Source organism: Microbispora sp. CSR-4, from assembly GCF_008033685.1.
Taxonomy (GTDB): domain Bacteria; phylum Actinomycetota; class Actinomycetes; order Streptosporangiales; family Streptosporangiaceae; genus Microbispora.
Map to the genome: position 1 here is coordinate 41,349 of NZ_VJVX01000047.1, position 22,519 is coordinate 63,867.

Genomic DNA, 22,519 nt, shown 5'->3' on the forward strand with positions numbered 1-22,519 from the left:
CCGGTCAGGCAGTCCGCCTCGGTAGCATGTGCATCGATTGCATGGGGAGGCTGGCGTGAACGGGGTCGTTCGGAGTGCGCTGGCCTTCGCCCTTCTCACCTCCACGGTCGTCGCCTGCTCGGGCGGCGAGCCGGCCCTGCCGACGGCCAGCCCGGCGGCCGCCATCTCCGCCCTGCCGAGTCCCGGCGCGAGCCCGTCGTCGTCGGCGAATTCCCCGGCCGTGACCCTGGATGAGGCCTCCGAGGCGTTCGACGCGTTCCTCGACACCGACAACGTGCTGCGGCAGGCCGGGGCCGGCCGGTGGGCGCTCCTGCTCACCCAGGACGGCCAGCGGCCCATCACGATCGCCGGCATCCACTCGCAGGCGGGCAAGCCCGCCCACTACACGTGGGATCGCCGCACGGTGCTCGTGCCCCGGCAGAGCGGCCGTTCGAACGTCTGGTTCGCGGCCACCGCGCGGCGGCGCGACGCCTCCGGCGAGGTCCGCACGGGCGTGTTCACGTTCGTACGGCAGGGCCGGAACGGGCGGTGGCTCAACAGCTTCGCGTCGCTCCTCTACCCCGGGGAGACGCCGCCCTCGGTCGCCCTCGACGAGGACGGGTACGCCACGGCGCTGGAGGCCCGCGACACCTCGGTGGCCATCAGCCCCAACCTGATGGGCCCGCTGCACGCCACGGTCGCCGAGGAGGGCACCAAGGGCTACGCCTCCGGGCTGATCGCCCCGGGACCGCAGACCACGGGCTTCTACGACGAGATCAGCAAGGCCAAGGAGACGGCCAAGGCCGACGACTGCATGAACTACGAGTCGATCTTCGCCTCTGCCCCCAACTATCCGATCTTCGCGCTGCGCACGAGCGACGGCGGCGCGATGATGCTCTACACGCTGATCCGCACGTCCTCGTGGACCCCCAGCCCCCAGGGGCTCAAGTGCGGCGAGGGACGTCCGGTGGCGGTGCCCGCGGAGGCCCGCTGGCTGCTGAACCCCGCCAAGAGCCTGTTCATCCGGCAGAAGCGACAGATCATCGAGACCCAGCAGTACGTGAGCGCGGTGCCGCCCAAGGCGTCCACCGCGCCCGCGCACGTCGTCGGCTACGAGGGCATCGTCACCGGCGGCTCCAACCACTGATCACCGGGCACGGTCACTCCTCCACCGCGTGGGGGAGGTTGCTGGTGGACACCAGCGTCCGCACCGCGCGCAGCGCCACCGACAGCGTCGCCAGGTCGAAGGTGTCGCTCTCCCAGATCTCCGACAGCGTCTGCCGCGACCGCGTCACCGCGGCCTGGTTGGCCTCCGTCCAGCTCGCCAGCCGCTCCTCCGGCGACAGGCCCGGCCGGCTGTGGATCAGCACGTCCCTGGTCAGCGTCGCGTGGGCGGCGTACAGGTCGTCGCGCAGCGCCGACCTGGCCATCGAGTTCCACCGGCTGTCGCGCGGCAGCGCGATCACCCGCTCGCGCAGCCGGGCGAGCTGGAGCCGGTCGGCCAGGTCGAAGTAGACCTCGGCCACCTCGCTCACCGGCCGGCCGGTGTAGGCCGCGATCTCCACCAGGTCGAACGTGGAGTAGGCCGGCACCATCGCCGCGACCCGCTCGGCCAGCTCGCCGGGCACGCCCCTGGCCACGAAGGAGTCCCTGCGCTCCTCGTACGCCACGAGGTCGGGGCCGGTCAGCAGCTTGGGCAGGTGGGGCAGCAGGCCGCTCGCGCCCTCGATGAAGTAGCGGGCCGTGGAGGAGAGGTCGAGCGGCGGACGGCGGTTGCCGAGCAGCCAGCGGGTGCCGCGCTCGGACAGCTTGCGGGCCTCGAACAGCATCGCGAGCTGAGTGGAGGTGTCCACCTCGTTGTCCAGCTCCTCGATCTGGCGCACCAACGACGGCAGGTCGAAGACCTCCCGCGTCACCAGGTAGGCCCGCACGATGTCGGGCGTCGAGGCGCCGGTCTCCTCCCCGAACCGGAAGACGAAGCTCGTCCCGCCGAAGTTCACCACGTCGTTGACGATCCGGGTCGTGATGATCTCCCGGCGCAGCGGGTGGGAGTCCATGTACGGCCGGAAGCGCTCCCGCAGGGCCGAGGGGAAGTACGACACCAGCCACGACGCCAGCGACGGGTCGTCGGGGATGTCCGACTGCAGCAGCTCGGCGTCCACCACGAGCTTGGTGTAGGCGAGCAGCACCGCGAACTCGGGGTTGGTGAGCCCGAGCCCGGCCTGGCGCCGCTCGGCGAGCACCTTGTCCGAGGGCAGGAACTCCAGCTCCCGGTCGACCAGCCCGGCCCGCTCCAGCTTCCGCAGATAGCGGGAGTGGATGTGCAGCATCTCCGGCGCCTGCGCCCGGGCCGCCGCGAGCACGACGTTCTGGGCGTAGTTGTCCTCCAGGACCAGCCTGCCCACCTCGTCGGTCATGTCGAGGAAGAGCTGGTTGCGCTGCTTGTCGGTCATCTCGCCGTCGCGGACGACCTGGTCGAGCAGGATCTTGATGTTCACCTCGTGGTCGGAGGTGTCCACACCGGCCGAGTTGTCGATGAAGTCGGTGTTGATCAGCCCGCCGTTCAGGGCGAACTCGATCCTGGCGCGCTGGGTGAAGCCGAGGTTGCCGCCCTCGCCCACGACCTTGCAGCGCAGCTCGGACGCGTTGATCCGCAGCGCGTCGTTGGCCTTGTCGCCCACGTCGGCGTGGGTCTCCGACGACGCCTTGACGTACGTGCCGATGCCGCCGTTCCACAGCAGGTCGACGGGGGCCCGCAGGATCGCGCTGATCAGGTCGTTCGGCGCGAGCGCGGTGACGTTGGACGGCAGGCCGAGCGCGGCGCGCGTCTGGGGCGACACCGGGATCGACTTCGCGGTGCGCGGCCACACGCCGCCGCCCGCCGAGATGAGCTTCCTGTCGTAGTCGTCCCAGGAGCTTCTGGGCAGCTCGAACAGCCGCCGCCGCTCGGCGAAGCTCCGCGCCGGGTCGGGGTCGGGGTCGATGAACACGTGCCGGTGGTCGAAGGCCGCCACGAGCCGGATGTGCTCCGACAGGAGCATCCCGTTGCCGAACACGTCGCCGGACATGTCGCCGATGCCGACCACGGTGAAGTCGGTGGTCTGCACGTCCACGCCGAGCGTGCGGAAGTGGTATTTGACCGACTCCCAGGCGCCCCTCGCGGTGATGCCCATGACCTTGTGGTCGTAGCCGACCGACCCGCCGGAGGCGAAGGCGTCCCCGAGCCAGTAGCCGTACTCCTTGGCCACCTCGTTGGCGATGTCGGAGAACGTCGCGGTGCCCTTGTCGGCGGCCACCACGAGGTAGGTGTCGTCGCCGTCGTGCCGCACGACGTCGGGCGGCGGCACGACCTGCCCGGCGGCCAGGTTGTCGGTGAGGTCGAGCAGGCCCGAGATGAACTGGCGATAGCAGGCCACGCCCTCGGCGAGGAACTCGTCGCGTCCGCCGGCCGGGGGCTGCTTGACGACGAAGCCGCCCTTCGAGCCGGTCGGCACGATGACGGTGTTCTTCACCATCTGCGCCTTGACCAGGCCGAGGATCTCCGTGCGGAAGTCCTCCATGCGGTCCGACCAGCGCAGGCCGCCGCGGGCGACCTTGCCGAAGCGCAGGTGCACGCCCTCGACGCGCGGCGAGTACACGAAGATCTCGTACTTCGGCCGGGGCCGCGGCAGCACGCTGATCGCCTGCGGGTCGAACTTCAGCGAGATGTACGGCTTGCGCCTGCCGGTGACGAACTGGCTGCCCGCGTCGCCGGCGTCGCGGCCGTCGTCGCGCGCGGCCTGGAAGACGTTGGTGCGCAGCGTCGCCTGGATCATCTCCAGGTAGGCCCGCAGGATGCGGTCCTCGTCGAGCGAGGCCACCTCGTCCAGCGAGGCGAGGATCTCCTCGGTCAGCGCGTCGCAGACCTCCGCCCTGGCGTCGTCGGGCCGGCGCGGGTCGAGCCTGGCCTCGAACAGCCGCACCAGCAGCCGGGCCAGCCGCACGTTCCCGCGCAGCACCTTCTCTATGTACGACTGGCTGAACGTCGTGCCGGCCTGCCGCAGATACTTGGCGTACGCCCGGAGGATCTCGGCCTGCTCCCAGGTGAGCCCGCCGGCCAGCACGAGCGCGTTGAAGCCGTCGTTCTCCACCTCGCCACGCCACAGCACGGCGAACGCGTCCTGGAAGAGCCGCTTGAACTCGTCGCGGTGCACCTCCTCTGAGGGGGTGTAGCGCAGGCCGAAGTCGTAGATCCAGGCGTCCTTGGTGCGGGGGTCGTGGTCACGGTCGATCTCGTAGGGCCGCTCGTCCACCACCTCGACGCCCATCCGGGTGAGCAGCGGAAGCACCCGCGACAGCGAGATCGGCGCGCCCAGCCGGTAGAGCTTCAGGCGCCGCTCCCCCTCGGCCGCGCCGTACGGCTCGTAGAGGTTGATGCCGATGGCGTTGGGGTCCTCGGCGAGCGCCTCCAGCCGCTTGAGGTCGGCGACGGCCGTACGCGCGGGGAAGTCGGCCTTGTAGCCCTCGGGGAAGGCGGAGCCGTAGCGGCGCAGCAGCCGGGGCGCGTCCTCTTCCGGGCACAGCTCATTGATCGCGGTGGCGAGGTCGTCCTCCCACGTCCGGGTGGTGGCGGCCAGCCGCGCCTCCAGCTCCTCGACGTCGACCGGGGTGTCGGCGAGCGGCTTGCCGCGCTCGCCGCGGATCACGATGTGCAGCCGGGCCAGCGCCGACTCGCCGATCATCGTGCTGTAGTCGAGCGAGCTGCCGCCGAGCGCGTCCATCAGGATGCGCTGCATGTGCAGGCGCACCTTGGTGGTGTAGCGGTCGCGCGGCAGGAAGATCAGGCAGGAGATGTAGCGGCCGTAGTCGTCGCGGCGCAGGAACAGCTTGACCTGCTTGCGCTCGCGCAGCCGCAGCACGCCGAGCGCGATGGGCAGCAGCTCGTCCACGGACATCTGGAAGAGCTCGGTGCGCGGGTAGGTCTCCAGGATCTCCATCAGATCCTTGCCGTCGTGGCTGTCGGGCGACAGCCCGGCCCGCTCCAGCACCTCGGCGAGCTTGCGCCGCAGCACCGGGATCCGGGAGATCGACTCGTTGTACGCCACGTGGGTGAACAGGCCGAGGAAACGGCGCTCGCCGATCACCTCGCCCTCGGGTGAGAAGACCTTGATCCCGATGTAGTCGAGGTAGTGGGGCCGATAGACGGTGGCCCGGCTGTTGGCCTTGGTGACGATGAGGAGCTGTTTCTCCCGCGCCTTCTCCCGCACGGCCGGCGGCAGGGCCGCGAAGCTGGCCGATCCGGGCTTGTCGGCCCGCAGGATGCCGAGCCCGGTGCCGGGCAGGCCGCGCAGCGCCGCGCCGCCGTCGGTGTCCTCCAGGCGGTATTCGCGGTAGCCGAGGAACGTGAAGTGGCCGTCGGCCAGCCAGCGCAGCAGCTCCACGCCGTCCTCGACCTGCGCGGGGTCGAGCGGCGGCGGGTTGACCGCCAGGTCCTCGGCGGTCTGCACGGCCATCGCCCGCATCTTGGCGAAGTCCTCGACCGCGCAGCGCACGTCGAGCAGCACCCGCTGCAGGTCGTTCTCCAGCTCCTTGAGCACGGCCTGATCGGTCTGCCGGTCGATCTCGATGTGCATCCACGACTCGCGGATGACCTGCCCGGTGACGTCCTCCTTGTCGGGGCCGAGCAGCTCGCCGGTCATGTCCCTGCGCACCCGCATCTGCGGATGGACGATCAGGTGGGTGCCGATCTCGTGCCGGTCCAGCTCCGTCGTCACCGAGTCGACGAGGAACGGCATGTCGTCGGTGACGATCTGGACCACCGAGCGGCCCGGGTCCCAGCCGTGCTCCTCCAGAGTGGGAGTGAACGCGCGGACCAGCGCGCGTCCCTGCGGCCGGTGCTGGGCCAGGTGGCGGTGGGCCATCGCGGGGCCGTAGACGTTCACCGGGTCGCGGTCGGCCAGGTCCTCGACCGGAACGTTCCGGTAGTACCGCCGTAGGAAGGCCAGGACGTCCTCGCCCTCCACCTGCAGCGCTCCCGGCGCGTGCGCGCATCTCTCGGCGGCGATGCGGAGAAGCTCATCCAGCGCTTCATCCGATTCCTGCCGACTTAGCGCCATTTCGAGCGGCATGTCGCTACTCACTCCCTTGTGAGGATTCAAAGCCAGGCCCGCAGTTCCCAGAGCAGGGGAAAGAAGTGCAAACGCGTCCTTCCCCTCAAGTACGGTGCCCCAGAAGAGCCCCCCGTACCGGATTTCGTGCCGATCTGGCGCTCCACCATCTGCACGTGCCTCATCCGCCAGAGCGCCGTCGTCTCGTCGTGGGTGAGGAGATCTTCGGCCAGATCCCACAGATCGTCGTACGATCCCCGGTCGCGGGCGACGGCCAGCAGGGACTCCATGATCTCCTCGTCGGAGACAGGCAGGCCCCGCTGGGAGAGGGCGGTGACGAAGGCGTCCCACAGCGTCGGCTCGTCGAGCCGACGCCGGAGCCTGGCGAGCTCCGCCTCGCTCGCGTCCCGCAGCCGGCCGAGGTACGTCGGGTCCTTGGCGCCGGAGAGGAACTCGAGCTCGCGGAACTGCACCGACTGGAAGCCGCTCGCGGGGGCGAGCACCGATCGGAACTCCAGGAAGTCCTGGGGGGTCATGGTCTCCAGCACCTGGACCTGGTCGACCAGCACCTTCTCCACCGCGTGGACCCGGCGGAACAGGTGCCTGGCACGCCACAGGGCGCCCTCGATCATCGCGTCCCTGATCCGCTCCAGCTCGTGCAGGAGGAGCTTGAACCACAGCTCATAGACCTGGTGAACGGTGATGAACAGCAGTTCGTCGCTGGCCCCGGATCGCTGCTCCTGCTGAGCGAGCAGCTCGGGGAGGCGGAGATAACCGCCATAGGACAGGCGCGCGCCCTCCTCGCCGAAACTGCGCGGCGGGGGCAGGACGTCTCCGGACCCGGCCCGGCCGTACGGCGTCGCAGGCATGCGCCACTCCTCCACGATGGGCGCGCTCCTTCCGGTCCCCATTGACCGAAAGGCCGGCACCACCGCCCCCGATATCACCCCAAAACGGCACAAACGTCAACTTGGTCCAGACCCTTGTGATCAGGGGGTTGACCTTGCCCCATTTAACCAGCCACACCCCCGCCGAGGGGTCCGATGCGCGCGCCGCCCCGCGATGATCGGAAAGCCGCGCGCCGGCCATCGGGAAATCCGAAATTCCGGATCACGAGACGGTGTGCACTCCTCGAAGCTGCTTTCGACTCGCGTGCGATCACGCGTCGTGGAAGATCACCGTCCGGAGCGTACGGCCGTCTTCGTGGACCAGAGCGGACGCCGGGCCAGGATCTTGACAGCGGCCGCGGCCGACGGGCGATCTTCGGGCCGTACCGCGGCCGTCTGCCGCGGGCCGCCGGCGCCGGACGATCAGGGGTGGGAACGCTCCGAGGAGGAGACGGAGCCGTCCTTGAAGGCGTCGAGCATGCCGGGCAGCTCCTGTGCCTCCAGCAGTTCCGCCCGGCATGGCGCGCATTCGTCGAGGTGCCGCTCGAACGCCTCGGCGTCGTCGTCGTCCAGCACTCCCAGGGCGTACGCTGCCACGTCGAAGTGCGGCGACGACGCGGACATCAGCTGGCCACCCCCCTCTCCTTCAGGGCCGTGCGAAGTGCGCGCAGGGCGTAAAAGAGCCTGGATTTCACGGTACCCGGTGGGATGCCCAGAACCTCGGCCGCTTGGCTTACCGTCCGGTCCCGTAAGTATGTCTCTTCGATAACTTCCCGGTGCTGACTCGACAGGTGCCGCAGCGCGTCCGCGACCACGATGGCCGCCAGCGTCCGGTCCGAGCCGTCCGGTACGGCGATGCTGTCCTCTTCGGGAGCCTCCACCTCCCTCGGCCGTACGCCGCGCCTGCGGCGCCCGTCGATCACGATGCGGCGGGCGACGGTGAGGAGCCACGCCCACAGCAGGGGCGGCTCCCACGTCAGCTTCGCCGAGTTGCGCCAGGCACGCACGAGCGTCTCCTGGACGACGTCCTCAGCCCATTGCAGGTCGTTGCCGGTCGTCTTGCGCACATGACGCAGCAGCGGACCGCCGAACTCGCGGTACAGCTCCCGGATCAGGCGTTCGTCCCGATCGTCGTTGTCAGCGTCATAGTCGGGGGGGTCAAGACGCACGAACCGGCTGTCGAGTTGTCGACGCACGGCCACATATTTGCACCAGGGTTACTGGTTCGTACACCACATCCGTAACTCCAGTCATTTCTGACTATTTCCTGAACCGCGCCCGAGGAGACCGCGTACCTCCGACCGAAGGTCACGAAAGGAGGCACGATGCGGTTCCGGTTTGGGGAACTCCTGGTGCTCGGCGTCTTCCTCTTCGCGGCGGCCGTCACGGTCGTCGTGGTCGTCCCTCGGAGTGCGTCGTCGCAGCCGGGCTGGACCGGGCCGGATTGGACGCAGACCCCCTACGGCCCGCTGGGCCCGGCCGACCGCGACCTGCTGGTCCGCGTGCGCTGGGCGGGGCTCTGGGAGATCCCCGCCGGCCGCTGGGCCCAGGACCGGGCCGGCAGCGCCAAGGTCAAGGACGCCGGCATGCACCTCGTCGAGGACCACACCAAGCTCGACGCGGCGGTCAGGGAGCTCGCCGCCAAGCTCGCCGTCCCGCTGCCGGACCAGCCCAACCCCGACCAGGGCGGGTGGCTGGACGAGATGGCGCCCCTGCGCGGCGCCGACTTCGACCGCGTCTTCACCGCCCGCCTGCGCGACGCGCACGGCAAGGTGTTCACCTTCGTCTCCGCCGTACGCGCGGACACCCGCAACAGCCTGATCCGCGACTTCGCCGGGCAGGCGGTCGACGTCGTGATGAAGCACATGACGCTGCTCGAAGGCACCGGGCTCGTCGACTACTCCACGCTGCCCACCCCCACGGTCTAGCACTGTCTTTAGGGAGACTCCATGCGAAAACGGCTCGTGCTCGCGATGGCGGGCGTACTGATCGCAGGCTCGCTGACCGGTGTGGGCCGGCCCGCGTTCGCCGACCACTGCGACCCCTCCGTCCAGGGCGCGGAGTGCGAGGACGTCGGCCCGGCCCTGGAGGACTTCGTCGACATCCGGCAGGTCCCGCCGGGCGACACCGGCGTACGCGCCGGGCGCGGCTCGTTCACCTCACGCTGCGGGCGCAACGAGAACGGCCACCGCAACTCCGACAACCACATCGTCACGCCGGGGGTGTCGAACGGCGCGCACCACGTGCACGACTATGTCGGCAACCTCACCACCAACGGCTTCTCCACCGACCAGAGCCTCGCCGCGGGCGGCACCACCTGCCGGTTCGGCGACAAGTCGGCGTACTTCTGGCCCGTGCTGCGCAGCCGGACCGGCGTCGGCGCCGCCCAGGCGGCACCATCGGCCTCCCCCTCGCCGGACGCCTCCGCCCGATCCCAGGAAGGACGGTTCCAGGAGGGGCGCTTCCGCACCGGGCGCGGCCGGGGCCCGGGCTCCGGTACGGGCTCAGGTGCGGGCGGCTCCGGTACGGGCGCGAACCCGGGCGCGGACGAGCCGGGCGGCGCGTCCGAGGGCAACATCGGCAGGATCCTCCTGGCGCGGTCGGTCACGCTGCAGTTCCGCGGCAACCCGGTCAGCAGGGTCGTCGCGATGCCCCGCTTCCTCAAACTGATCACCGGCGACGCGAAGGCGGCCACCAACGGCGGCGCCAACGCCAGGGCGCAGTGGACCTGCACCGGCTTCACCAACCGGCTCACCAGCAAATATCCGCTCTGCCCCCGGGGCAGCCTGGTGCTGCGCGTGCTCGACTTCCCCAGTTGCTGGGACGGCCGGAACACCGACAGTGCCAACCACCGGACCCACGTCGTGTTCCCCGGCGCGAACGGCGCCTGCCCCGCGGGCACCCGCGCGATCCCGCAGCTGCGCATGACGCTGGCTTATTCGGTGCCGAGCGGGCCGTCGTTCGCGGTGGACAGCTTCCCCGAGCAGCGGCACAACCCGATCACCGACCACGCCGACTTCGAGAACGTCATGCCCGACCGGCTGATGAACACGGTCGTCACCTGCGTCAACCGCGGCCTGCGCTGCTGAGCCGCCGAACCCCGATCGTGCCGTTCCCCGTCCGGTCCTTTCGCAGACCACCCCCGCCTGAGGACGGGGAGCGGCACCCTCCCGCATCGAGCCCGCATCGACGAAACGGAGGAATCCTTGCCCAGCAGACGGGCTCCCCGGCACACCCGGCCGGATCCCGGCCTCGATCTCGAAAGGCGCGGCGTGCGGATCGCCCTCGGCGCCGTGGTCGCCCTGGCCCTCACCGGAGGGCTCGCCGCCACCCGGACCAGCGGCGGCGCGGCGTTCCTCGCCGACGCCCAGGCGTTCCTCACGTTCTACGCCGGGGTCTTCTCGCTCGTCGGCCTCACGACCACGGTCGCCCTCGGCCTGGCGGCGACCGACCGCGTCGTCCTGCCGATCTCGCAACGGGTGCGCGTCCAGCTCGTGCACCGCGCCATGGCGCTGCTCGGCATCGGCTTCCTGATCGTCCACATCGGCATGAAGATCGCCGCCGGGCTGGTGCCGCCGTACGGGTCGGTGATCCCCACCACCAACGTCTACGTGTCGCTGGGGGCCGTGGCCTCGGACCTGTTCGTCGTGATCGTCGCGACCGGCGTGATGCGCGGCAGGTTCGCCCAGGCGGAGCGGCCCTGGCTGTGGCGCGGGCTGCACGACCTGGCCTATCTCGCCTGGCCGGTGGCGATCCTGCACGGCCTGACCGCGGGCCGGACCGCCGCCCCCTGGGTGACCTTCAGCTACGTGGCGTGCCTTGCGGCGGTCGGCGCCGCCCTGCTGATCCGGCTCGCCGCCGCCACCCGGCCCGCCCGGCAGGCGCCGACCGGCGACTGGAACGCCGAGTGGAGCGCCGGCCGCATGTCCCGGGAGGACCTCGCCGCGCCGCGGCCCGCCGTACGGCGGCAGCAGGCGCCACGTGAGGCCGCCGTCCTCGGCCGCACCGGCACCGATCCCCACGACGTCCTCGACATGCCCGGCACACCTCCCACCCCCCAGGAACCCCGCCTCCGGAGGATCGTGTGATTCCCTACCGCGTCTCCCATGTCCGGCGGCTCGGCCCGGCCCGGCTCACCGCTGGGCTGGACGACCACCGCAGGCTCGACCTGAACGCGCACTACAGGTTCCACGACCGGCTCCCGAGCCAGACCGTGGACGCGCTGATCTCGATGGCCGAGGAGGTGGACCTGCGGGGCCGGGGCGGAGCCGCGTTCCCGTTCGCGCGCAAGCTGCGCGCCGTGTCCTCCCGCGCCCGCGACAGCGAGACGGTCGTGCTGGTGAACGCCGCCGAGGGCGAGCCCGCCAGCCTCAAGGACAAGACCCTGCTCACCCGGGCGCCCCATCTCGTCCTGGAAGGCGCGCTGCTCGCGGCGAGCGCGCTCGGCTCCCGCGAGGTGGTGATCGCGGTCGGCGCCGGCGAGCTGGCCGAGGCGTCGGTGACCGCCGCCGTGGCCGAGCGCGGCCTCACCGGCCTGGTGCGCGTCGCGGGCATCCAGGAGAGGTTCGTCTCGGGCGAGGGCGGCGCGCTCGTCCGCGCGGTCAACGGCGAGGCGGGCCTGCCCCCGGGCCGCAAGGTCCGCTCCAGCGACAGCGGGGTGCGCGGGCTGCCCACTCTGCTGTCGAACACCGAGACCTTCGCCCAGCTCGCCGTGCTCGCCGAGCTGGGGCCGGAGGAGTACGCCGCGGTGGGCACCGTCCAGGAGCCGGGGACGATCCTGCTCACGGTCGGCGGCTCGGTGGCGACCCCCGCGGTCGTGGAGGTGACGCCGGGCGTGCCGCTGGCCGACGTGCTGAACCTGTGCGAGGCGAAGATCGGCGACGGGCTACTGCTCGGCGGCTACCACGGCACCTGGATGGCCGCCGAGGACGCGTACGGCGCGATCCTGTCGCGGCGCGGCGCGAAGGAGGCGGGCGGCGAGCTGGGCGCGGGCATCGTGGTGGTTCTGGGCGAGGACACCTGCCCGCTCGGCGAGACGGCGCGGGTGGCGAACTACCTCGCCGCGCAGTCGGCCGGGCAGTGCGGGCCGTGCCGCCTCGGGCTGCCGGACCTCGCGCGGGCCTGCCGCCGGCTCCAGGACGGCGACCCGGAGGGCCCCGAGCTGATCCGCCGGGCCGCAGCCGCGGTGAAGGGCCGGGGCGCCTGCTTCCACCCGGACGGCTCGGCCAGGTTCGCGCTGTCGGCGCTCGACGCGTTCGCCGACGACGTGGAGGAGCACCGCTTCCACGGCGGCTGCGGGCGGACGACCAAGGGCGTGCTGCCGCTGCCGATCGAGGACGCGCAGGACGCCAGGCTCGTCGTCGACTGGACCCGCTGCCAGGGCCACGGCCTGTGCGCGCACCTCGTGCCCGAGCTGGTCAAGCTCGACCGGCACGGCTTCCCGGTGTTCATGGACACCGGAGTGCCCTCGTGGCTGCTGGGCGAGGCGCAGAAGGCCGTGGAGATGTGCCCCGCGCTGGCCCTCCGCATAGGCACGAAGTGACCTCGGTTCACCCCGGCGTGTGGCTCCGGCAGACGGCTCCGCGGGACAGGGCCGGGGAGTAGGACCGAAGTGATGTGGTTGTTACCAACCTGACCGGTTCCATGAGCGTCTCAACGAGGGAGATCAGCACCTCGGGGAGTACGACCATGATCGACAGACGGAGTTTCCTTCGCGTTTCGGCTCTGGCCGGGGCCGCCGCCGTTACCGGTGCGGCTTCGGGTGCGGCCTTCGCCGCCGCGGGGCCCCGTCCCGCCGACTGGTCCGCGCTCGGACGGGGGCTGGACGGCAAGCTGATCCGCCCCGGCGATGCGTCGTACGACAACGCGCGCCGCGTGTTCAACTCGGCCTTCGATTCCGCCCGCCCGGCCGGGGTGGCCTACTGCAAGACGGCGGGGGACGTGTCGGAGTGCCTGGCGTTCGCCCGGCGCTACGGCGTGCCGGTGACCTCCCGGTCGGGCGGCCACAGCTACGCGGGCTGGTCCACGGGCAGCGGGCTCGTCATCGACGTGTCGCCGATGAGCGGCGTGTCCTACGCGAGCGGCCACGCCACGGTCGGCGCCGGGGCACGTCTGGTCGACGTGTACGCCAAGCTGGCCGCGCACGGCGTCAGCATCCCCGCGGGCTCCTGCCCGACGGTCGGGGTCGCCGGGCTCACCCTGGGCGGCGGCATCGGCGTGGTGTCGCGGCAATATGGCCTGACCTGCGACGTGCTGGAGTCGCTGAAGGTGGTCACGGCGGACGGGAAGGTGCTGACCTGCTCGCCGACCTCGCACCCGGACCTCTACTGGGCCTCCAGGGGAGGCGGCGGCGGCAACTTCGGCGTGGCGACGTCGTTCACGTTCCGGACGCATCGGACGCGTTCGGTGACCCTGTTCTTCCTACACTGGCCCTGGGCGAAGGCCGCGGCCGTGCTGAAGGCATGGCAGGCGTGGGCGCCCGCCGCGCCCGACGCGATGTGGTCCAACTGCCATCTCGGCCACGACCCGTCGCTCGACGTGATGGTCGGCGGCCTCTACATCGGCGGCAAGACCGCGTGCGAGAACCTGCTGCAGAAGCTCGTCGACCGCGTCGGTTCGAGCCCTTCGACCCGCTACGTCGCGACGTCCGCCTACGACCACGCGATGATGGTGGAGGCGGGCTGCGCGTCGGCGTCCGTGGCCCAGTGCCACCGTCCCGGCACGCTCCCCGGGCAGAACCCGAGCGGCAAGCTCGTCCGCGACTCGTTCTCGGCCAAGTCGCACTTCGCTTACAAGCCGCTGTCGTCCGCCGGGATCAAGGCGCTGGTGGCCCAGGTCGCCGCGCCAGGACGGCACATCGTGATGCTCGACGCGCTCGGCGGCGCCGTCGCCCGGGTGCGCCCCGACGCCACCGCCTTCCCGCACCGCAAGGCGCTGTTCGGCGTGCAGTACTTCTCCCACTTCTCCGGCGCCGCCGCCTGGGCCAGGGCCGCCCACGCCGCCATGCGGCCCCACTTCGGCGACCACGCGTACGTGAACTACGTCGATCCGGAGCTCAAGAACTGGCGGCAGCAGTACTACGGCGCCAACGCCGCCCGGCTGGCCCAGGTCAAGGCGGCGTACGACCCCCACCGCCTGTTCCGCCTGCCCCAGGGCGTCTGACGGGCCGCGACGCTGTTAACCGGTTGCCGGGCGGGGCGGGCTGCGCGAGCCTCGCGGTATGACCGAGGAACGGCGGACGATGACCGGCCCCCACGGCGTCCCGGTGTGCAGTTATCGGGAAGGCGTCCGCGACGGCAGCCCCTGGGCGTACGCGATCGAGGACATCGGCCCGGGAGCCGCCGACGCGATCATGTCGCGGATGCCCGGCTGGGCGGTCTCCGCGCCGGTCGAGCTCGGCCGGGCACTGCTCGACCGGGGCGCGCGGCTGCTGCGGCACATGCACGTGATGCGGTGCGACCTGCCGGTCGCCGAGCCGGTCGGGGGCACCGCTCCGGACGGCTTTCTGCTCGTCCCCTGTGATCGGCCGCCCGCCGAGATCCTCCCCGCGTGGTTCGCGGCCTACCCGCCCGGCCACCCCGACCACCAGCCACGGGATCCCGAAAAGGCCCTGGAGGAGGAGCTCGTTCCGCTCCTGAGCGGCGAGGAGATCGGCCCCCTGCTCGCCTGCAGCGTCCTTGCCGTACGGGAGGACTCCGCTGGTAAAGGCGAGGTGGTGGGCGGCGTGTTCGCGCACGACTCGGACCGGGGACCGTGGATCGCGGACGTGTTCCGGCACCCGGACCGGTCGCCGCGAGGTCTCGGCGCGCTCATGCTGTCGGCCACCCTGGCCCGCGCCGGCGCGGACGGGCTGAGCGGCCTGGGCCTGGTGGTCACCGAGGGCAACCCCGCCCGCCACCTGTACAAAAGGCTCGGTTTCCAGGTCACCGACACCACGATGACGGTAGCGATCTGACCGCAAAGCAGACCGGTCATCACGCTCTCATCGCCTTGATGTGACCGCAGTGCGGAGACCGGCTTCCCCGACGGTTCACCGATCGGGAGCTCCAGGAAATGTAACCGACGACCCACGAAATGTAACTGACCGCAGTTACATTTCCCGCATGCCTGAGGACGTGAGCCATCTCATCGATGAGCTTCGGGCAGCCGGCGGGGACTCGACGGCCATAGAGGTCAAGTCGGCTGCCGGAGGACTCCCCGAGTCGCTGACCCCGACTCTGAGTGCGCTCGCGAATCTACCCGGCGGCGGAACGATAATCCTCGGGCTGGATGAACGGTTCGGGTTCCGGCCGGTTCCACTGCCGAACGTGCAGTCACTGAAACAGGGCCTCGCGGCGAAGGCGCGCTCGTTCACGCCACCTGTCCGCCTGACTTTGGACGACGGCATCGCCTACGGCGCTCCGGTCGTAGTGGCGAGGGTGCACGAGTGCGACAAGTCCGCCAAACCGTGCCGGGTCACCGCCACGGGCGCCTCCTATCTGCGAGGATACGACGGCGATTTCCGGCTCTCGGATATCGAAGAACAGGCCTTCATCGCGGCGCGACGAGCACCTATGTTCGATCGACCTCTGGTCGAGGGAGCCACCTCGGCGGACCTTGACCTCGAACTGGTGAAAGCATTCGTTGAGGCGGTCCGCGAGCGCGATCAGCAGGGGCTGGGGCGCTTCGTCCGGGACGATGAACTGCTGTGCCGCGCCGGAGTAACCGCCGTCGACGGCAGACCTACGGTCGCTGGGCTACTGGCTCTGGGCACGCATCCGCAACAGTGGTTCCCTCGATACGCCATCCAGATATCCGCCGACCCACTGCCAGGAGATCCACCCGGTTCCCGGGCACGCAACCTGGCCGTCCTGACCGGACCCATTCCCCGAATGCTCGACGCAGCCATGGAGTGGGCCAGACGAACCTTCGATACGGCCGTCGTGGCGGGGCTCGACGGCACCGTCCGGGACCTGCCCGCCTATCCGCTTGTCGCCTTTCGTGAACTGGTCGCCAACGCGTTGGTCCACCGCGATCTCGATCACTGGTCAGCGGGGATGGCCGTGGAAATCAGGCTTCGCCGGGATCGTCTTGTGATCACGAACCCCGGAGGGCTCTACGGCATAACGGTCGACCGTCTCGGCAAAGAAGCGGTCACGTCCGCACGCAACGCGCGGCTCGTCGCCATCTGCCAGAACGTGCGTTCCCCATTCAGCGGCGGCCGAGTCATCGAGGCGCTCGCCAGCGGCATTCCCACTGTGGGAGCGGCGCTCACAGAAGCCCGTCTACCTCCCGCTCACTACATCGACGCGGGCATTCGGTTCGTCGCCATCCTGCACCGGCCCATCGTCACCATTCCGGCAGCCGACCCGTTGAACGCCACCGAGTCACGCGTCCTTGACGCCCTCACGCACGGGGCCCTCACCGTCGCACAGTTGGTCGAGATGCTCGATCTCACGGCACCGAACATCCGCAAGGCTCTCCGCGGCCTACGCGAGCAAGGCTACGTGCGACAGCATGGCGGCCGAGGAAAGTTCACTCACTACGAGCGCGTCTGACGCCCTGAGCGAGAGCAGCGATGGGGAAGTGCCATCTGACCTGCGTCGACCAACCAACCCTCTAGTTACTGTCTGTGATAAGTAAATTACCGTCAGCAATATTCCCGGGGGGATGTCCATGAACCTTTCTCGATCGCGCGTCTACCTGGCCTGCGGCGTCGGCGCCGCGGCGGGTGTCGTCGGCCTGGCCCTGACGGTCCTCCCGTCGGTCGCCCAGGGGACGTCGGGCGGCGGCAGCCAGAACACCAGGCCGGTCGCCGATCCCTCGCCCAAGCAGCCGGGCGGCCACACCGTGCTCACCTGCGCGGTGAGCACCAGCGGCCCGATCACCGCCGACCCCGCGGTGGGCAAGGAGGCCCGCGCGGTGACCGCCAAGGGCGCCGTGGCGCTCACCGGCTGCGCCTCTCCCGACGGGAGCTTCCCCAACATCCGCTCGGGCACGGCCACCTTCAAGGGCACCGGGCAGGCGTCCTGCACGGGCGTCCAGAACGTCGCCGGCACGGGCACCATCACCTGGAAGGACGCCCAGGGCAAGACGCTGGGCACCTCCACGGTCCACCCCAACCTCGACGGGATCGCCTCGTACAACCCGGGCGACATGATGCTGGTCGGCGAGGTCACCGAAGGGAAGCTCAAGGGCAAGCGGATCGCCGGGAAGGCCGCGCCCACCTCGGACATCAGCCAGTGCTCCAGCAAGGGCGTGAGCAGCGCCCAGGGCAGCGGCACGGTCGCCTTCATCGCCGTCGACAAGTAGCCGACGCGGGGCCGGGGCGGGAAGGGTGCCGAATGCCGTCGGATGAGGCCGTGCTGCGGGTGCGGGACGTACGGAAGAGCTACCGGGGCAACCCGGTCCTGCGTGGTGTGGATCTCGACCTTCCGCCCGGCCGGGTGGCGGGGGTCGTCGGGGAGAACGGCGCGGGCAAGACCACGCTGCTGCGCGTCCTCGCCGGCGACCTGCGGCCGGACGGCGGGTCGGTGCGCCACGGCGGGCGCATCGGACACTGCCCGCAGGAGACGGTGCTGCACGACGCATTCACGGTCGACCAGCACCTGCGGTTCTTCCAGGTCGCCTACGGCCTGGAAGACCTGCGCAGGGCCGAGGAGCTGATGGAGGCGCTGCGGTTCTCCGGCTCCCGCCGGGCCCGCCCCGCCACGCTGAGCGGCGGCACGCGGCAGAAGCTCAACCTCGTCCTGGCCCTCATGCACGACCCGGACCTGCTCCTGCTCGACGAGCCCTACCAGGGCTTCGATTGGGAGACCTACGTACGGTTCTGGGACCTGGCCGAGGAGCTGCGCGGACGCGGCCGTTCGGTGCTGGTGGTCTCCCACCTCGCGTACGACGCGGCCCGTCTCGACACCCTCCACCGGCTGGAGGGCGGCGTGCTGCGGGCCGCGGACAGGACCGGTGCCGCATGAGAGGTCACTGGGCCTGCTACGCCACCGCCGTGCGCATGACGTTCGTGGAGCACCTGCGCAACCGGCTGGCATTGGTGATCATCGTGCTCTTCATCCCGGTGTGGGTGATCCTCATCTACGCCCTGTCCCTGGAGATCCCGCTGCCGTTCTTCGTCCGGGCCGCCGACCGGACCGTCACGCTGCCGGCCGGCGTGCTCAACCAGCTCGGCGGGGCGCTGCAGATCCTGGCGCTGATCACCGGATTCATGATGTTCGTGACCACGATGAACTCGGCGTCGTTCGACCGCCGGCTGGTGCGATCCGGGTTCCCCCAGCTGTGCCTGATCGCGGCGAAGCTCACCGCCCTGGTGGTGGTTGCGCTCGTCATCGCGCTCTACGCGACCGGCCTGATCTGCCTGACCCATCCGACCGCGCAGCCCCTGCTGCTCGCCGCCGCCCTCGCCGGTGGAGCGCTGATCTACGGAGGGATCGGCATCGCGCTCGCCGCGGTGCTGACCAGCGACCTGGCCGGCCTGGTCCTCGTCACCGTCATCTGCTCGATCGACCTGGCCCTGCAGAGCCCGCTCGCCACCCCGGCCGCTACCAGTGTCCTGGTGCGTTTCCTGCCCGACTACGGGCCGATGCAGGCGGCGGTCGCGGCCGTGGCCATCGACACGGTGCCCTGGAACGCCGTCGGCCCGGCCGTGTGCTGGGCGCTGGCCACGGTGGCCCTCGGCATCTCCGCCTTCGTCGGCCGTACGCGCGCGCAGGGGCCGGTCGGTGTGCCGGTGACAGCAACGCATCCATGAGTCCCCCGTCAGGAGCATCCGTGACATCTGAGAGCGTTTCTCGTGCCTTCCCCGCCCTGGAGTCCGACCTCGATCGGGTGCGGGAGATCGTCGGCATGGCGGACGTGCCGAACCGCTCCGAACTGGCCCCGCTGACCAGGCAGCCTGCGGGGCACCGCCACCTCATCCGGCCCACTCTGGCGCTGTTGTCCTACTACGTGCTCGCCGGACCGGAGCGGGCCGCCGACATCCGCGCCGTCGAGGCCGCGGCGGCCGTCGAACTGCTGCACATGGCGTCGCTCTATCACGACGACGTCATCGACGACGCGCGCCGGCGCAGGGGAAGGCCGAGCGTCAACACCGTGTGGGGCGCGCGACTGGCGGTCCTGGCCGGCGACCTGCTGTTCACCAGCGCCAGCCGGATCCTCTCCGAGCTGGGCCGGCGCGAGTCCCTGGTGGTCGCCGAGACCGCCCGGCAGATCTGCTCGGGAATGATCGCCGAGACCGCCGACCGCTTCCTGCTCTCCCGCACCGAGGCCGATTATCTGGAGGTGACCGGCGCCAAGACGGCCGAGTTGCTGTCCCTGGCCTGCCGGCTGGGCGCAATGCAGGCCGGACGAGGCCCCGAGGCGGAGGAGGACCTGGCACGGTTGGGCTGGCATCTCGGCATGGCCTACCAGGTGCGCGACGACATCCTCGACCTGACCGCGACGACCGGAGAGCTCGGGAAACCGGCCAACTCCGACATCGTGGAAGGCGTCTACACGCTGCCCGTGATCAGGGCCCTGGGCCGCGAGCCCTCGCTCGCCCGGCTGCTGCGCCGCGGCCTGACCACGGCCGACGCCGAGCGGGCACGGCAACTGGTTCTATCGTGCGGAGCCGTGGAGGAGGCCCGGCAGGTCGCCGAGACCCACGTGGAGACGGCTCTGCGGCGACTCGACGGTCTGGGCGATCCACGGTCGCGTGAGGGGCTGGCCGGCTACGTGCGGTCGATCACGGGTTCCGGCGCCAAGGCCGCCCCCGCCGTGACCTCTCCCGCTCCGGCCTCCGCTCGGCCCGGCGTTCCAGCGGGGCGGCACGAGCAGGTGCAGGAGCGGTTGGACGCCTGGCTTCTGGACACCGGGCTGGCCACCACTCCGGAGGAGGCGCGCCACCCGCGGTGGAACGCCATGGCCTTGACGGCCGCGCGGTTCTGGCCGGGCGCCGACGCCGAGCAGGCCGAGACGCTGGCCCGTTGGATGCTGGTGATCGCCGTCGTCGACGACCTCTTCGACGAGCCGGGGCTCACCGACCCCGGCGAGATCGTCCGGCTGCGCCACCGGCTCACCCTGCTCGTCCGCGGGCTCGGCGACACCCCGCCGGCCGGTGGAGCGGTCGCCACGGCCATGGCCCAGGCATGGGAGCGGGTCCGCCTGATCCAGCCGCCCTCATGGCGGGCGCGCGCCCTCGGTCACCTGGAGGAGTGGCTGGAGGCGGCCGAGCGCGAGGCGTGTCACCGGCTCAGCGGTTTCGTCCCCAGCCTGCGGGACCAGTTCGCGTTGCGTCTGGGGAGCTCCGGAGCACCTGTCTTCCTGGACACCTTCGAGATCACGTACGGCGGGGAGCTCGAACCGGAGGTGCGCGATCATCCGCTCGTCCGCCGGCTGCTGAACGTCGGCGCGGCCGCGGCGCTCGCCGAGAACGACTTGATGACTCTGGACGAGGACGAGGCCGTCGGCGCTCCCTACAACCTGGTCAGGGTGCTCCGCCACGAGACCGGCTGCACCAGGCAGGAGGCGATCGACGAGGTGACGCGCCAGGTCGAGGACGGCTTCGCCCAGGTGGACGCCATACTCGCCGCCGCGCCCGCCATCCTGCGGCCCGCCGACGGCGGCGCCGCCGCCGAGACCGGGATGGGTCTCCTGCGCCTTTCCCGGGAGCGGCTGCCGGGCTGGCGCGCCCTCCATGACATCGACCGCTACAACCGGTCGTCCGCCGGCAGCGAGACGTACCTGGCCCGGCTCCGCCGGGAACTCCTGGACGAGTACGCCGAGCACGCCGAGTGCGCCAAGGACGCCGCGTACGCCGAGACCGGCGCGGCCCGCTGACGTTCGCCCGTCCAGATCTCAGCCGGGTCCGTCCGCGGCGAGCCGGTCGAGCCATTCGCCGAGCACGTGGCGTTCGCCGTCGGTGAGAGCTGTGGCGTCGGGCAGCGCGGCGCGCAGCGCCATCGCCGCCGCGGCCGGTCCGGGGGATTCGACCACGGGGACGTCGGTGGTGATGGCGGCTATCACCGCCTCGCGGGCCGTCTCCGACAGGCGCGGGTCACGCCGCTCCACGGGCAGGGCGAGCAACGTGAAGACCGTGCCGCAGCCGGCGGCGTGCACGAGGTCGGCCGCCAGGCGCTCGCCGACCTTCAGCCGCCCGGCGGCGGCGATGGCGCGGATGCGCTCCCCCAGCATGCGGAAGGCGGTGACGGCGGCGGGCGACTGCCGTCCCGGCGTGGGATCGCCGTACATGAGCGAGAACAGGGCGGGGTTCGCCAGCCCGAAGCCGACGTGCAGGTCCCATCCGGCGCGCAACGCCTCGATCGGGTCGCCGACCGGCGGGCTCGCCTTCTTGTCCCGGAGATAGGAGCTGAAGCCATACTCGGCGACCGCGTCGAGCAGGCCCTCCTTGTCGCCGAACAGGCGGTAGATCGTCGGCGCCTGCGTCCCCGCCGCGGCGGCCACCGCTCTGGTCGAGACGGCCTCGCGCCCGCCGCTCGCGAGCAGCCCGGCCGCGACCGACACGATGTGCGCCCGCGTCCTGTCGCGGCCGCTCGCCGTCTCGCTCTCGGGATCGCTCATGCTTCCAACGATAGCAGCAAGTTGATATCGGTTGATTTCCAATGTTAGCGTCATTGTCGATAACACCGATATCAAGGAGTGCATAGTGATCATCATCACCGGGGCGACGGGTCAGCTCGGGCGCGGCATCGTCGAGCATCTGCTCGCGCGCATCCCCGCCGACCGGCTCGGCGTCAGCGTCCGCGACGTGGCGAAGGCCGGCGACCTCGCCCAGCGCGGCGTCCGCGTGCGGCAGGGCGACTTCGACGATCCCGCGAGCCTGGCGTACGCGTTCGAGGGCGCGTCCCAGGTGCTCGTCGTCTCGGGCCCTGCCGACGCGCGCCCGCACCGTACGGCGATCGAGGCCGCCACGGCCGCGGGCGCCAAGCGGATCGTCTACACCAGCCACATGGGCGCGAACCCGGCATCCCCCTTCGTCCCGATGCCGTCCCACGCCGAGACCGAGCAGGACCTGCACGTGGCCGGCGTCGCGTTCACCGCGCTGCGCAACGGCTTCTACGCCACCACCGCGGTGCAGTTCGTGCGTCAGGCACTCGAAACCGGCACGCTCGTCGCGCCCGAGGACGGCCCGGTCTCCTGGACCGCCCACGCCGACCTCGCCGAGGTGGCCGCCGTCGCCCTGACCGAGGAGGGCCGGCTCGACGGGATCACCCCGCCGCTGACCGGTCCCGAGGCGCTCGACCTCGCGGACGCCGCCGCGCTCGCCTCCGAGCTGACCGGACGCGAGATCACCCGCGTCACCGTCCCGGACGACGAGTGGGTGGCGGGCATGGTGTCACACGGCGTTCCCGAGCAGCAGGCCCGCTTCCTTCTGGGCATGTTCGAGGCCGGCCGCCGGGGCGAGTTCGCCGAAGTCGATCCCACGCTCGGGGAGTTGCTCGGCCGCAAGCCGATCACGTTGCGCGAACTGCTGGCGGACGCGCTCGCGACCTGACGCGTTTCTGTTTTCCAGCGGCTGTTTTCCGGCGGCTCCGTCAAGTCCAGATATACATTGTCATTGGATCTTGTAAGGGGGCCGGG

The 22,519-nt window shown here is 70.9% G+C and carries 18 protein-coding genes; 13 read left to right on the forward strand and 5 right to left on the reverse strand.

Features of this window, described 5'->3' with window-relative positions; all coding sequences use genetic code 11:
• The first annotated feature begins 55 nt into the window (after positions 1–55).
• Positions 56–1,126, forward strand: a complete 1,071-nt coding sequence (locus tag FLV34_RS28760) for a hypothetical protein (RefSeq protein ID WP_142648187.1) — start codon at positions 56–58, stop codon at positions 1,124–1,126.
• 13 nt (positions 1,127–1,139) lie between these two features.
• On the opposite strand, the gene FLV34_RS28765 is transcribed toward FLV34_RS28760, so the two are convergent.
• From FLV34_RS28765 to FLV34_RS28780, 4 genes are all read right to left on the reverse strand, one after another.
• Positions 1,140–6,086, reverse strand: a complete 4,947-nt coding sequence (locus FLV34_RS28765; protein ID WP_147944580.1) for an NAD-glutamate dehydrogenase — start codon at positions 6,084–6,086, stop codon at positions 1,140–1,142.
• A gap of 26 nt (positions 6,087–6,112) precedes the next feature.
• The gene (locus FLV34_RS28770; RefSeq protein ID WP_142648185.1) at positions 6,113–6,934 is read right to left on the reverse strand and encodes a tryptophan 2,3-dioxygenase; all 822 of its coding nucleotides are present in this window, start codon (positions 6,932–6,934) and stop codon (positions 6,113–6,115) included.
• A 441-nt stretch (positions 6,935–7,375) separates the two neighbouring features.
• A complete protein-coding gene (locus tag FLV34_RS28775; protein ID WP_142623997.1) occupies positions 7,376–7,576 on the reverse strand; it encodes a zf-HC2 domain-containing protein in 201 nt (66 codons plus the stop codon).
• The gene (locus FLV34_RS28780) at positions 7,576–8,154 is read right to left on the reverse strand and encodes a sigma-70 family RNA polymerase sigma factor (RefSeq protein WP_312845745.1); all 579 of its coding nucleotides are present in this window, start codon (positions 8,152–8,154) and stop codon (positions 7,576–7,578) included. The genes FLV34_RS28775 and FLV34_RS28780 overlap by 1 nt, the downstream gene beginning before the upstream one ends.
• Positions 8,155–8,277: 123 nt before the next feature.
• Between FLV34_RS28780 and FLV34_RS28785 the strand changes: the two genes are divergently transcribed.
• The 11 genes from FLV34_RS28785 to FLV34_RS28835 all read left to right on the forward strand — a co-directional run bounded on the left by FLV34_RS28785 (position 8,278) and on the right by FLV34_RS28835 (position 20,758).
• Positions 8,278–8,880: a DUF4142 domain-containing protein gene (locus tag FLV34_RS28785; RefSeq protein WP_147944581.1), complete on the forward strand. Its 603-nt coding sequence runs from the start codon at positions 8,278–8,280 to the stop codon at positions 8,878–8,880.
• A 21-nt stretch (positions 8,881–8,901) separates the two neighbouring features.
• Positions 8,902–10,041: a DUF1996 domain-containing protein gene (locus FLV34_RS28790; RefSeq protein WP_147944582.1), complete on the forward strand. Its 1,140-nt coding sequence runs from the start codon at positions 8,902–8,904 to the stop codon at positions 10,039–10,041.
• A 117-nt stretch (positions 10,042–10,158) separates the two neighbouring features.
• A complete protein-coding gene (locus FLV34_RS28795) occupies positions 10,159–11,040 on the forward strand; it encodes a hypothetical protein (RefSeq protein ID WP_147944583.1) in 882 nt (293 codons plus the stop codon).
• Positions 11,037–12,494, forward strand: a complete 1,458-nt coding sequence (locus tag FLV34_RS28800) for an NADH-quinone oxidoreductase subunit NuoF family protein (RefSeq protein ID WP_261985942.1) — start codon at positions 11,037–11,039, stop codon at positions 12,492–12,494. Before FLV34_RS28795 ends, FLV34_RS28800 begins: the two co-directional genes overlap by 4 nt.
• A gap of 146 nt (positions 12,495–12,640) precedes the next feature.
• Positions 12,641–14,113, forward strand: a complete 1,473-nt coding sequence (locus FLV34_RS28805) for an FAD-binding oxidoreductase (RefSeq protein ID WP_147944584.1) — start codon at positions 12,641–12,643, stop codon at positions 14,111–14,113.
• Positions 14,114–14,171: 58 nt separating this feature from the next.
• Positions 14,172–14,906: an N-acetyltransferase gene (locus FLV34_RS28810; RefSeq protein ID WP_147944585.1), complete on the forward strand. Its 735-nt coding sequence runs from the start codon at positions 14,172–14,174 to the stop codon at positions 14,904–14,906.
• A 148-nt stretch (positions 14,907–15,054) separates the two neighbouring features.
• Positions 15,055–16,488 (forward strand): ATP-binding protein, encoded by a 1,434-nt coding sequence (locus tag FLV34_RS28815; RefSeq protein ID WP_142648180.1) that lies wholly within the window; start codon positions 15,055–15,057, stop codon positions 16,486–16,488.
• A gap of 118 nt (positions 16,489–16,606) precedes the next feature.
• The gene (locus FLV34_RS28820) at positions 16,607–17,242 is read left to right on the forward strand and encodes a hypothetical protein (RefSeq protein ID WP_142648179.1); all 636 of its coding nucleotides are present in this window, start codon (positions 16,607–16,609) and stop codon (positions 17,240–17,242) included.
• Between the two features lie 32 nt (positions 17,243–17,274).
• Positions 17,275–17,904, forward strand: coding sequence for an ABC transporter ATP-binding protein (locus FLV34_RS28825; RefSeq protein ID WP_142648178.1), 630 nt, complete (start codon positions 17,275–17,277; stop codon positions 17,902–17,904).
• Positions 17,901–18,692 carry an ABC transporter permease gene (locus tag FLV34_RS28830; protein WP_142648177.1) on the forward strand — a complete coding sequence of 264 codons (792 nt, stop codon included), beginning with the start codon at positions 17,901–17,903 and terminating at the stop codon, positions 18,690–18,692. The genes FLV34_RS28825 and FLV34_RS28830 overlap by 4 nt, the downstream gene beginning before the upstream one ends.
• Positions 18,693–18,712: 20 nt before the next feature.
• Entirely contained in the window at positions 18,713–20,758 is a 2,046-nt protein-coding gene (locus FLV34_RS28835; protein ID WP_187280769.1) for a polyprenyl synthetase family protein, read from the forward strand.
• 18 nt (positions 20,759–20,776) lie between these two features.
• On the opposite strand, the gene FLV34_RS28840 is transcribed toward FLV34_RS28835, so the two are convergent.
• Complete coding sequence (locus FLV34_RS28840; RefSeq protein ID WP_142648175.1) at positions 20,777–21,499, reverse strand: TetR/AcrR family transcriptional regulator; 723 nt, start codon at positions 21,497–21,499, stop codon at positions 20,777–20,779.
• 85 nt (positions 21,500–21,584) lie between these two features.
• On the opposite strand from FLV34_RS28840, the gene FLV34_RS28845 reads away from it, so the two are divergent.
• Positions 21,585–22,433: an NAD(P)H-binding protein gene (locus tag FLV34_RS28845; protein ID WP_147944587.1), complete on the forward strand. Its 849-nt coding sequence runs from the start codon at positions 21,585–21,587 to the stop codon at positions 22,431–22,433.
• The last annotated feature ends 86 nt before the right edge of the window (positions 22,434–22,519 follow it).